Source organism: Streptomyces sp. NPDC040610 (assembly GCF_055594065.1).
Genome location: NZ_JBVIXA010000008.1, coordinates 200,559 through 212,834 on the forward strand (window position 1 = coordinate 200,559; position 12,276 = coordinate 212,834).

At 71.4% G+C, this 12,276-nt stretch carries 9 protein-coding genes; 8 read left to right on the plus strand and 1 reads right to left on the minus strand.

Translation table 11 applies throughout. The annotated features are described in order from the left end of the window. Positions 1 to 29: 29 nt before the first annotated feature. The 7 genes from ACZ6AA_RS26675 to ACZ6AA_RS26705 all read left to right on the plus strand — a co-directional run bounded on the left by ACZ6AA_RS26675 (position 30) and on the right by ACZ6AA_RS26705 (position 10,744). Positions 30 to 1,556: an amino acid permease gene (locus ACZ6AA_RS26675; RefSeq protein ID WP_468455596.1), complete on the plus strand. Its 1,527-nt coding sequence runs from the start codon at positions 30 to 32 to the stop codon at positions 1,554 to 1,556. 110 nt (positions 1,557 to 1,666) lie between these two features. After that, positions 1,667 to 2,473 (plus strand): GNAT family N-acetyltransferase, encoded by an 807-nt coding sequence (locus tag ACZ6AA_RS26680; protein ID WP_471460391.1) that lies wholly within the window; start codon positions 1,667 to 1,669, stop codon positions 2,471 to 2,473. 174 nt (positions 2,474 to 2,647) lie between these two features. Beyond that, complete coding sequence (locus ACZ6AA_RS26685; protein ID WP_471460392.1) at positions 2,648 to 3,481, plus strand: PIG-L family deacetylase; 834 nt, start codon at positions 2,648 to 2,650, stop codon at positions 3,479 to 3,481. Positions 3,482 to 3,649: 168 nt separating this feature from the next. Then, entirely contained in the window at positions 3,650 to 4,573 is a 924-nt protein-coding gene (locus tag ACZ6AA_RS26690; protein WP_468455602.1) for an endo-beta-N-acetylglucosaminidase H, read from the plus strand. Between the two features lie 309 nt (positions 4,574 to 4,882). After that, positions 4,883 to 6,463: a DUF11 domain-containing protein gene (locus ACZ6AA_RS26695; protein ID WP_471460394.1), complete on the plus strand. Its 1,581-nt coding sequence runs from the start codon at positions 4,883 to 4,885 to the stop codon at positions 6,461 to 6,463. After that, positions 6,460 to 8,535, plus strand: coding sequence for a hypothetical protein (locus ACZ6AA_RS26700; protein ID WP_471460396.1), 2,076 nt, complete (start codon positions 6,460 to 6,462; stop codon positions 8,533 to 8,535). The genes ACZ6AA_RS26695 and ACZ6AA_RS26700 overlap by 4 nt, the downstream gene beginning before the upstream one ends. Before the next feature lie 88 nt (positions 8,536 to 8,623). After that, positions 8,624 to 10,744 (plus strand): COG1361 S-layer family protein, encoded by a 2,121-nt coding sequence (locus tag ACZ6AA_RS26705; protein ID WP_468455607.1) that lies wholly within the window; start codon positions 8,624 to 8,626, stop codon positions 10,742 to 10,744. Between the two features lie 105 nt (positions 10,745 to 10,849). On the opposite strand, the gene ACZ6AA_RS26710 is transcribed toward ACZ6AA_RS26705, so the two are convergent. After that, positions 10,850 to 11,449: a DUF4389 domain-containing protein gene (locus ACZ6AA_RS26710; RefSeq protein ID WP_468455608.1), complete on the minus strand. Its 600-nt coding sequence runs from the start codon at positions 11,447 to 11,449 to the stop codon at positions 10,850 to 10,852. 206 nt (positions 11,450 to 11,655) lie between these two features. On the opposite strand from ACZ6AA_RS26710, the gene ACZ6AA_RS26715 reads away from it, so the two are divergent. After that, positions 11,656 to 12,225: a TetR/AcrR family transcriptional regulator gene (locus ACZ6AA_RS26715; RefSeq protein ID WP_468455610.1), complete on the plus strand. Its 570-nt coding sequence runs from the start codon at positions 11,656 to 11,658 to the stop codon at positions 12,223 to 12,225. The last annotated feature ends 51 nt before the right edge of the window (positions 12,226 to 12,276 follow it).

Below are 12,276 nucleotides of genomic sequence, written 5' to 3' on the forward strand. Positions count from 1 at the left end.
TACTTTCAGCTTTCCTGTGCGGAGAACCCATGACTTCGGTAAGAGCACGGCGCCAGCAGCCGAACCCGGTCGACGACGACGGGGAGGACGCACGCATCCTCCAATCGCTGGGCTACACCCAGCAACTGCACCGCCGGATGGGGGCGTTCGGTAATTTCTCCGCCTCCCTGTCGGTCATATCGATCATGTCGGGGACCCTGCTCCTGTTCGGCTTCGGCCTGAACTCGGGAGGCCCCTCGGTGATCGTGTGGGGATGGCTCGCCGTCGGTCCGCTGGTGCTGTGCCTGGCCGCGGCCCTTGCCGAGATCACCTCCCGCTACCCCACCAGCGGCGGCCTGTACTACATGGCCCGCCAGCTCGGCGGCGAGCGGTGGAGCTGGTACACCGGCTGGCTCAACCTGCTGGGCCTGCTCGGCGGAATCGCCGCCCAGGACTACGGCATCGCGACGTTCACCGCCGCGTGGATGAACCTGCAGTTCGGCTACACGCCGACCCCGGAGTCCCTGCTGCTCGTGTACGGGATAGTCCTCGCGCTGCACGCCATCCTGAACCTCTTCGGCACCCGGCTGATGAACATCCTGACGTCCGTGAGCGCGTGGTGGCACCTGGCGGGCGCCGTCGTCATCATCGGCGCCCTGGCGTTCGTGCCCTCCGACCACCAGTCGGCCGGCTTCGTCTTCACCGAGTTCACCAACAACACGGGCTGGGGCGTCCCGGTCTACGTGATCCTCATCGGCATGCTGCTGCCGGTCTTCGCCCTGGCGGGCTACGACACCTCGGCCCACTTGAGCGAGGAGACGAACCATGCCTCCGTCGCCGCGGCCCGCGGGATCTTCCGCTCGGTGGCGGTGTCCTGGATCGCCGGTGGCATCCTGCTGCTGACGCTTTTGTTCGCCATCCAGGACTACGCCACGACCCTGTCCGGCCCGACCGGCGTACCCGTGGCACAGATCCTCCTGGACGCGCTGGGCGAGGCGGCGGCCAAGGCGCTGCTCCTTGTGATCATCGTGGCCCAGTTCCTGTGCGGCTACACCGTGACCGCCAGCGCCAGCCGGATGATCTACGCCTTCGCCCGTGACGGTGCCCTGCCCGGATCGGAGCGCTGGAAGAAGGTCAGCCCCCGCACCGCCATCCCCGCCAACGCGGTCTGGCTCGCGGTCGTCGTGGCCTTCGTGCTCGCCCTGCCGTCCCTGTACTCCAACACGGCGTTCTCGGCGGTGACCGCCATCTCGGCCGTGGGATTCACCTCGGCCTACGCCATCCCGGTGCTGCTGCGGCTGCTCCACCGCGACCGCTTCACCCCGGGGCCCTGGAACCTGGGCCGCTGGAGCCGGCCGATCGGCTGGGTCGCGGTGTTCTGGGCGGCCGGGGTCACGGTCCTGTTCCTGCTGCCGCAGAGCAGCCCGATCACGGTCGACACCTTCAACTACACCCCCGTCGCCGTCGTGGTGGCCTTCGTCATCGCCGCCGTGTGGCGACGCTTCGGACGCGGTTCCTACCACGTGCCCCGCTCCAGTTCCCCCAGCGAGGACAAGCAGTTCGAGGGCATCATCTGATGACGGCGACACCGCGTGCCGCACGCGGAGCACCCACTGGCCCGGAGGCGGCGCAGCCTTCCGCTCCCGCCTCCGGGGCCGCCACGACCTCAACGATCCAGGGGAGTACGGTGACCGGCCTCACGGAGTCCATCGAATCGGCAGAGCAGCTCGCCGTGGCCTGGCGCGCCATGGTGCTCGACCGCGCCGAGGACGCGGACGTGCGCGACCTCCCCGGCATCGCCGTCCGCTGGGCCGACAGCCCCTTCTCGTTCTGGAACTGCGTCACCCTGACCGACCAGGGAGCAGGAGCCGACCTCCTCGCACGGCGTCTGGGCGAGGCGGCGGACATCATGCGCGCGAAGAAGCACCCGGGCTTCCTGTGGCTCTTCGAGGACCTCCTCGACGACGAGGCCCGCACCGTGCTGGCCCCGGCGGCCGAGCAGGCGGGCCTGCAGTACGCCTTCCCCGGCACGGGCATGGCCTCAGACCTGCTGCCCATCCCCGACCCCGCCCACCCCGACCTGACGTTCGTGCGGGTGCGCACCGACGAGCACCTGCGGGCCTACGCGGACCTCCAGTCGCGCGCCTACGGGTTCCCCTTGGAGGAAGGCCGCGAGGGTCTGGTCGGATCCGCGCGCTGGAAGAGCGAGATGCACGCCTACCTGGCCATGCGGGGCGACGTTCCGGTGGCGTGCGCCGCGACGGTCGAAGCGGAGGGCCGCCTCTTCGTCGCCTTCGTCGCCACCGACCCGGAGTGGCAGCGCAGGGGCTATGGCGAGGCGGTCACGCGCAAGGCGCTGTACGAGGGTGCTCAGGCCACCGGGCTGACCCGCGCCACGTTGCACGCGACCGAGGCCGGGGCCCCCGTATATCCGCGGATCGGCTTCACGCCGAACACTCCCATCCACTTCTACCAGCTGAAGGTCGCGTCGTAAGAAGGAACAGCGGGTCCTGTCGGCGCTGTTGCATGAGCGAGGGACCGGCGCCGCACGGGCGGGGAACACGGCAGACCACGAGGTCGTCCGCCCCGCCAGGATCCGGTCCCTGGCGCGGCGGTATGCCCGCCGCGCCCTCGGACCGAGACGCTTTTTCCGCAGGAGGACTGTTCCATGACTGACCGGCCCTTGACGCTCATGGCTGTGCACGCCCACCCCGACGACGAGGCCACCGGAACCGGAGGGGTCCTCGCGCGGTATGCGGCGGAGGGTATCCGCACGGTGCTCGTGACCTGTACCGACGGCGGTTGCGGCGACGGACCGGACGGCGTCAAGCCGGGCGACCCCGGGCACGATCCGGCGGCCGTCGTCTCGATGCGCCTCCGGGAACTCCAGGAGAGCTGTGACGTCCTGAAGGTCAGCGATCTGGAGACGCTCGACTACGCCGACTCCGGGATGATGGGCTGGCCGAGCAACGAAGCGCCCGGATCCTTCTGGCAGACCCCCGTGGAGGAAGGCGCCGCCAGGCTCGCGGGGCTCATGCGCCACTACCGACCCGATGTGGTCGTCACCTACGACGAGAACGGCTTCTACGGCCACCCCGACCACATCCAGGCCCACCGCATCACGATGGCGGCCCTGGAGATGACCGACCTGACGCCGAAGGTGTACTGGACGACGATGCCCCACTCGGCGATGGGGCGGTTCGAAGCGGTCATGCGCGAGCTGGACGGGGACATGCCGGAGCCCGATCCGGCCGAGGCCGCCGCGATGGCCGAGATCGGACTCCCCGACGACGAGATCGGCACCTGGGTCGACACCACCGCGTTCAGCGGTCAGAAGTTCGACGCGCTGGCCGCGCACGCCAGTCAGGGCGAGAACATCTTCTTCCTCAAGATGGGCAAGGAGAAGTTCGGCGATCTGATGGGCATGGAGACCTTCGTACGGGTCCAGGACCCCACCGGCGCGGCCCTGCCCGAGGACGATCTCTTCGCCGGACTCCGCTGATCCGTCCGTGCGCGGGTGCGCCGGGCTGGGGCGCGATGTGCGGAGGAGTCGTGAAGAGATTCCGTACGATTCTTGGGATTCGGTCACGGGAGCGGAAAACTCGGAGGGCTCACTCGGCGCTTCCGAACAGGTCGGGCGCCGACCCATGCGATGGGAGACCGATCAACGATGTTCACTCTGGTACGGAGCAGAGCGCGGACGGCCGCGCTCGCGCTCTCGGCAGTCGCGGCCCTCGCCTTCGGCACGACCACCACGACCGGAGCGGCGGCGGCCCCCGCCCCCGCTCCGGTGAAACAGGGGCCGACCTCGGTGGCGTACGTCGAGGTGAACGACAACAGCATGCTGAACGTCGGCAAGTACACCCTCGCCAAGGGCGGCGGCAACGTCTTCGACGTCGCCGTGATCTTCGCGGCGAACATCAACTACGACACGGGCAAGAAGGCGGCGTATCTGCACTTCAACGAGAACGTGCAGCGCGTCCTCGACAACGCCGCCACCCAGATACGCCCGTTGCAGCAGAAGGGCATCAAGGTCGTCCTGTCGGTGCTCGGCAACCACCAGGGCGCGGGCTTCGCCAACTTCCCGTCCCAGCAGGCGGCTTCGGCGTTCGCGAAGCAGCTGTCGGACACCGTGACCAAGTACGGCCTCGACGGCGTCGACTTCGACGACGAGTACGCCGAGTACGGCAACAACGGCACCGGCCAGCCCAACGCCAGCTCGTTCGTGCACCTGGTGACGGCGCTGCGCGCGAACATGCCGAACAAGATCATCAGCCTCTACAACATCGGCCCGTCCGCGTCGCGCCTCTCCTACGGCGGCGTCAACATCTCGTCCAAGTTCGACTACGCCTGGAACCCGTACTACGGCACCTGGCAGGTCCCCGGCATCGCACTGCCCAAGTCGAAGCTCTCACCGGCGGCCGTCGAGATCGGCCGGACCTCGCAGAGCACGGCCGCCAACCTCGCCCGCCGCACCGTCAGCGAGGGGTACGGCGTCTATCTGACGTACAACCTCAACGGCGCCGACCGCAGCGCCGATGTCTCCGCGTTCACCAGGGAGCTGTACGGCAGTGACGCCGTCTACACGCCGTAGGGCGACCGCAGGCCCCGGCGTGCGGCGCTCCCTCGGGGCGGGCCGTATCCCGTAAGGCCGAGACCCGCGCAGGCCGCGCCCTCGACAACGATGTCGGGGGCGCGGTGCGGAGGGCCCGGGCAGGCGGCCTGCGTGCCGTCCTGGGCTCGCCCTGGACGCCGTCAACTGGGCTGTTCGGTGTCCCCCTCTCACTCGTTCGCTCCCCATGATCATCTCAAAGCGGCAAAAGTCGGATAAACAGAGCATGCGTTTCGGATCGCGCGAAAACGGTGCCGCTGTGCCGTGCCCGATGTGAAGGGGTCCCTCTCGATGCGACACAACCTCAGACGGCGTGCGGCCGGACGCCGTTGGCCGCGCGGCGCGGTGGCCCTCGCGGCCGGTGCGGCGGCCCTGGTGGCGCCGCCCGCGGCAGCGGTCACGGCGGTCGCCCTCGTGGCCCCGCCCGCCCCGTCGCCGTCGAGCCCGCCACCTGGCCCGGCATCAGGTCCGGTGTCCGGCGCGGCGGCCGCGGCGGTGTCGCCGTCGGGCTCCGCGTCCGGCTCGCCCTCCCCGGCGGCGTCGGCCTCCCCCTCGGGCTCGCCCTCCGGTGCAACGGCGCCCTCGGCCTCGGCGCCCCGCGCAGGAACGTCGGTGCCCGCGACCTCGGCCTCCCCGTCGGGCACGGCTTCCGGTGCGACGTCACCCTTGGCCTCGGCTCCCCGCACGGGCGCGCCGCAGCGGGGCCCGCAGGCGCTGCCCCGCGAAGCCGCGTCGGCCCTGCCGCCCACGGCCCCGACGGCGACCCCGTCCACCGTCCCGTCCGCCACCCCCGCGCGGACCGGCCCACCCCCGCACGCCCCGCGCGCCGAGCCGGAGCCCAGGCGCACCACCCCACGGGCGTCCGCCTCGTCGTCACCGTCGCCGGAGGCCCGCAGGCACCGCGGCCACCGCCCGGCGGCGGCTGCCGGGGCCGACCTGGAGGTCCGGTCGCGCCCCGGGGCGGGACCGGCGCGGCGCGCCGCGGGCTCGGTCCCGGCGCCGGACGGCGTGTACGACTACCGCATCACCGCCGTCAACCACGGCCCCTCGCAGGCCGTCGGCGTCAGGGTCCAGGACCGGCTTCCCGACTCCCTCGTCTTCGTCTCGTCCGCGGACGGCTGCACCGCGAGCGGACGCACCGTCACCTGCGGCCCCCTGCCGGAACTGGCCGTCGGCGCGTCCCACACCTGGGTCGTGACCGTTCGCCTCGCCGACGACTACGAGGGCGACGGCCGGGACATCGTGAACCTGGCCTCGGTGTCCGCGCGGACCAGCGACCCCGACACGAGCAACAACACGTCGTCCGTGACCGGCCTGCCCGTCCCACCGGACTGGGGTCGCGCCGACCTCTCGCTGACCAAGACGGCCGTGCTGCCCGGCGGCCGCTCCTGGGTCAGGCCCGGCGAGACCTTCACGTACCGGATCACCGTGCACAACAACGGTCCCGGCACGGCGCGTGGGCTGCGGGTGACCGACCCGCTGCCCGCGGGCCTGCTCTTCGTGGGCTCCCCGGACGGCTGCGCCCCGGACGACGGCGGGCGTCTCGTCGTCTGCCCGGGCCCCGACCGCCTCGCGGCGGGCGCCTCGGTCTCGTACGCGCTCACCGTCAAGGTGGCGACCGCGCGGACCCGCCACCTCGGCAGGATCGAGAACGTCGCCACGGTGACCTCCACGACGAAGGACCCGGACCCGAGCGACAACCAGAATCCGCCGCACACGGTGTACGTCAGGACCGGTCACGGCGAACTGCCGGACACCGGCGGTGACGTGCCCGCCTGGCTCGGCTGGGCCGCGGGCGCCGCGGTGGCCTGCGGCGGCCTCCTGATGGCGGCGGCCCGGCGCCGCGGGGCGGGGGAGGGGCCCCGGCGATGACGACCTCCCGGCACCCGGCGGGCCCGCGGCGGCTCGCCGCCCTGCTGCTCGCGCTCGGCGCCCTGTTCTGCGGACTGCTCGCCCCCGCGGCCTCGGCCGCGGAGGTGGCCTTCCCGGTCCACGAAAGCTTCGACAACGGCAACGACCTGGGCACCGCCACGGGCAGCGCGTCCTACCAGGACGGCTGGCTGCGCCTGACGCCCGCCCAGGCGACCAGGGCCGGGTCGTGGCAGATGAAGGACTCGTTCTCCACGAGCCTCGGCATCGTCGCGGAGTTCACCTACGCCACCTACGGGGGCAGTGCCTTCGACGGCAAGCGGGGTGACGGTCTGGCGTTCTTCCTCGCCGACGGCTCCGCGTCGACCGGGACCGGCGCCACCGGCGGCGCCCTCGGCTACGCCTGTGCCGGCAACGCGCTCCGCTGCACCAGCAACGGCGTGCCCGGCGGGTTCCTCGGCATCGGCATCGACGAGTTCGGGAACTTCTCGGCCAACTCGACCGGGGCGAGCGGACCCGGCACCCAGGCCAACAAGATCGTGCTGCGCGGCGGTGGCAACGGCACCTCCGGCTACCGCTTCGGCACCTCCGCCAACGGCCCCGGCGGCACCGTCGAGACGGGCAGCCGCACCAACTTCCGCACCGTGCGCGTCACCGTGCAGCCCCAGGGCGGCAAGCTCCTCGTGTCGGTCTGGTCCGACTCGGGACCCGGCACCACGTTCACCAAGGTCATCAGTGACTTCGACGTGTCGACCGTGAGCGGCCAGCCGTCGCTGCCGTCCACCCTGCGCGTCGGCTTCTCCGCGGGCACCGGCGGCGCCACGAACAACCACGAGATCGGCGACCTGAAGATCAACGTCCCGGCGGACCTGTCGGTCACCAAGTCCGGCAAGCCCGCGACCGCGGCGGCCGGGAGCAGACCGGTCACGTACACGGTCACCGTGGCCAACAGCAACGCCAACGCGGTCACCGGCGCGACCGTGAAGGACGCGGCACCCGGGCTCACCGACGTCACCTGGACCTGCACGGCGAGCAAGGACAGCGCCTGCGGCAAGGCGTCTGGGACCGGGCCCCTCGACACCACCGCCGACCTGGCGCGCGACGGCACCGTGACCTACACCGTCACCGGCACCGCCCCGGCCCAGCCGACGACCCTGACCAACACTGCGACCGTCATCGCCCCCGGCAACCGCACCGACACCGACCCCGCCGACAACACGGCGACCGCGTCCACGACCGTCACCGCGCGGGCCGACGCCGCCGTGACCAAGGCGGGGGTCGGGCAGGGGCCGGTGCGGCCCGGCGAGGAGTTCGCGTACCGGATCACGGTCCGCGACAACGGGCCGTCCGACACCGCCAACGTCCGGGTCACCGACACCCTCCCCACCGGCCTGACGTTCGTGTCCTCCGCCGACGGCTGTACGGCCTCCGGGCAGGCCGTCACCTGTCCCACCGTGAGCAGGCTGGCCGCGAGCGCCTCGGTGTCCTGGACGTTCCGCGTCAAGCTCGACGCCGCGTACCAGGGAGACGGCTCCGACCTCGGCAACGTCGCGAGGATCAGCCACGACGTCACCGACCCGGACACGGCCAACAACACCAGTACGGAGGCCCTGCCGCCCGGCGGGGTGCGGGCGCCCGCCGCCGACCTGTCGACCATCAAGGCGACGACGACCCGGACGACGGTGGCGCCCGGCGAGGAGTACGCGTACCGGGTGACGGTCACCAACAACGGCCCGTCGGTCGCGCGGGCCGTGCGGATCTCGGACCCGCTGCCGGCCTCGCTCACCTACGTCTCGTCCGCCGACGCCTGCGCGCTGTCGGGCCGCACCGTCACCTGCGGACCGGTCACGACCCTGGCGCCGGGCGCCTCCGTGTCGTGGACCTTCCGGGTGCGCCTGAACGCCGACTACACCGGTGACGGCACGGACGTCCTCAACGTCGCCACGGCCGACTCCGACACCGCCGACCCCGACACCGGCAACAACAGCGGCAGCGCCACCGTGCCCAGCGGCAAGGTCAGGCCGCCGACCGCCGATCTCGAATTCGGCAAGAAGGCCGAGAACACCCCCGCTTGACGGTGTCCCGCCGAGGTGGCGGGACACCTCTCCTCGCACGTCCGTACAGCGGTGTACGCGACCGGAGCACGAACGGAACCGATGTGAGATGAGTACGACACGACATCGCCGACGCGCCCTTGTGGGTGTGGCGGTCGCCGCGTTGGTCTGTGCGTTGCCGCAGTGGTCCGGCCAGGACCCGGCCCGGGCGGCGGCGCCGTCCGGCTCCGGGCCGCGGGTGACCACGCAGCTGAGCCGCGCCCTGCCCGCGGCGGGCCGGGCGGACACACCGCCCGGCGGGCTGATCACGTACACGCTGACGGCGAAGAACAACGGGCCTTCCGTGGCCCGCAACGTCACGGCGTCGGACACGCTGCCCGAGGGCATGGCCTTCGTGTCGTCCGCCGACGGCTGCTCGGCCAGCGGCCGCACGGTGACCTGCGGTCCGGAGCCTCAGCTCGGCGTGGGCCAGACCAAGAAGTGGACGTTCCTCGCCCGGCTGAGCTCCTCCTACCAGGGCGACGGCTCGGACCTCGGCAACAGCGCGTCGGGCACGTCGGACGCCACCGACCCCGACCCGGACAACAACAAGCCGGACCCGGTCAAGCCGCCGGGGCCCTTCACTCCCGAGTCGGACATCTCGACCGTGAAGACGCCCCTCGGCACCGGGCCGATCGTGCCCGGCGAGGAGTACGAGTACGAGATCGAGGCCTTCAACGCCGGGCTCTCGGACGCCCGCAACGTGAGCGCCACCGACACGCTGCCCGACGGCGTCTCGTTCGTGTCGTCGGCCGACCCCTGCACGGCCTCCGGGCAGCGGGTCGCGTGCGGACCGCACGCGAAGCTCACCCCCGGCGCCTCCGTGAAGTGGACGTTCAAGGTCAAGCTGAGCGCCGCCTACCAGGGTGACGGCTCCGACCTGCGCAACACCGCGACGTCGACGTCCGACTCCAAGGACCCCGACCTCAGCAACAACACCAGCAAGGCCGTGCTCCCGCCGGGCGGCGTCACCGAGCCCCGGGCCGACCTCTGGGCGGCCAAGGAGCCCGCGACCACCACACCCATCGCGCCGGGCGAGACCTTCGAGTACGCCGTGACCGTCACCAACGACGGCCCCTCCCGGGCGCTCAACGCGAAGGCGACCGACACCCTGCCCGCGCGCCTCGCCTTCGTGGGCTCCGCCGACGGCTGCACCGCCTCCGGCCAGGACGTCACCTGCGGGCCGCAGGCCGTCCTCGAACCGGGCGCGTCGAAGACATGGAAGTTCACCGTCCGCCTCGACTCGGAGTACACCGGCGACGGCAGCGACATCCGCAACACCGCCACCGTCTCCTCCGACACGGCGGACCCCGTCCCGGCCAACAACACCAGCGCGGCGGCGGGCCTGCCGGGCAGCAAGGTCAACAAGCCCACGGCCGACCTGGCCGTGACCAAGACCGCCGTCGGCGACATCGCGCCGCGCCCCGGCGAGACCTTCGACTACAAGATCACCGTCACCAACAAGGGCCCGTCGGCCGACGCCTACAACGTCAAGCTCACCGACGACCTGCCCATGGGCCTGTCGTACGTCGCCTCGTCGCCCGCGGGCTGCACGGTCTCCGGGCAGGTGGTGAACTGCCGGCGCACCGCCCCGCTCAAGGTCGGCGAGACGGTGGAGTACACCCTGACGGTGAAGGTCGACCCCGCCTACCAGGGCGACGGCAGCGACATCAAGAACACCGCCCACGTCACCGCCGACAACATCGACCCGAGCAGCGAGAACGACACCGACACCGCGGGACCGCCCGACGGCGGCATCGCGGCGCCCTCCGCCGACCTCGCGATCGTGAAGAAGCCCACCACGGACACGCCGGTCGCCCCCGGCGAGACCTTCGACTACACGGTGACGGTCACCAACAAGGGCCCGTCCCAGGCCGAACAGGTCCAGGTGTCCGACGTCCTGCCCACGGCGCTGAGCTTCGTCTCGTCCGACGACCCGTGCACCGCGGGCCGCACGGTCACCTGTGGGCCGCTGGCGACCCTGGCGCCCGGCGCCTCGGTCAGCTGGGTGTTCAAGGTGAAGCTCGCCGCCACCTACACCGGTGACGGCGACGACCTCGACAACACGGCCACGGTGTCGTCGGCGACCAAGGACCCGGTCACCGGCAACAACTCCAGCACCACGGGCCCGCCCGGAGGCAAGGTCACCAAGCCGAAGGCCGACCTGGAGGTGAGCAAGCAGATTCCCTGACGCGCTCCGACCCGTGCGGGACGTCGGCCTCCCTGGCCCGATTGAGGTCAGGGAGGCCGACGCGGCCGTCCGGCACATCGAGCGGGCCCGTTGCCGCGCGGCCGGTCAGCCGGCCTGCAGGCTGAAGGGCGGGTAGCTGTCGGTGAGCAGTCCGACGTAGGCCTGGACCCGCAGGTTGTAGCGGTAGACGCCGACGACGAAGTCGCGGATCCCCAGCGGGTATGCGCCCGTGATGAGCACGGCGAAGAAGCCCACGATCACGGAGGCCAGCGCGGCGATGCTCAGCAGGACAAGCACCAGGTAGTGCGGGAGGGCGAGCAGCCACTTGATCAGGGGCTGCCACCGTGACATCCGCTCGGGGTAGGCGAATGTGACGACGGTGTGCGGATCGAGACCGTCGTCGCCGGAGGCGGACTGGAAGTCGAAGGGCGGGTAGTCCGCACGCAGGAACAGCGCGTAGCTCGCGACCCGCCACTCGTAGCGGAAGGTCATGGCGATCGCGTCGAAGAGCGGACGCGGGATGCGCCGGGTGAACAGCACGGTGAAGAAGGCGATGAACGTCAGGACCTCACGCAACAGGCCGAGCACGTAGGCGATCAACAGGTGTGGAATCGCGAGGAGCCACTGCACGAGCGGCCGCCAACGGGCCATGTGCCGTGTGCTCTTGAGGCCGAGTTGAGCGGGATAGGGAGTGGCCAGTGTCATGGTGCCCTCCTTGGACGGCACTGCATGGATGAGCGCGGCGACCGCTCGCCGCCGCACGCGTGACCCGCAGGCGACCTGCTGCCCGGGACGGGCCCTTCGGTCTGCGCTGCTCGGACACCATGATCGGCCCGTGACAACGTACGCTTGCTCTGCAAGTCGTACGCTTACGCCGTAAGCATGTCAAGGCACGGGACCGGAGGGCGCGGATGAGCCACTCGGAGCCTGCCCCCCGGCCCCCGCTGACCAGGGATCGGGTGCTGCGGACCGCCATCGCCCTCGCCGACGCGAGCGGGATCGACGCGCTCACCATGCGCAAGCTCGGCGTGGAACTCGGCGTCGAGGCCATGTCGTTGTACCGCCACGTGGCGAACAAGGTCGACCTGCTCGACGGCATGATCGACACCGTCTTCGCCGAGATCGACCTTCCGGACGACGAGGCGGACTGGCGGACCGCCATGCGCCGCCGGTCCCTCTCGGCCCGCACGGTCATGTCGCGCCACCCCTGGGCGACGGGTCTCATGGAGTCGCGGGCCACTCCCGGGCCCGCGACCGTGCGCCACCACGACGGAGTCATCGCCACTCTCCGAGGAGCGGGCTTCTCGACCGAGCTGACCACCCACGTGGTGTCCGTCCTGGACAGCTACATCTACGGATTCTCGCTCCAGGAGACGACCGCCGAACACCTCCTCAAGGCGGACTACGACCGCGGCAGCGAATTCCTGTTCGGGCTCGACCTGATCCTCGACGGCCTCGAGCGGGCCCGCCACGGGGCCTGATCCCGCCGGGAGCGCGGTCAGGATCACCTGCCACGGGTGAGGGCACGCGGC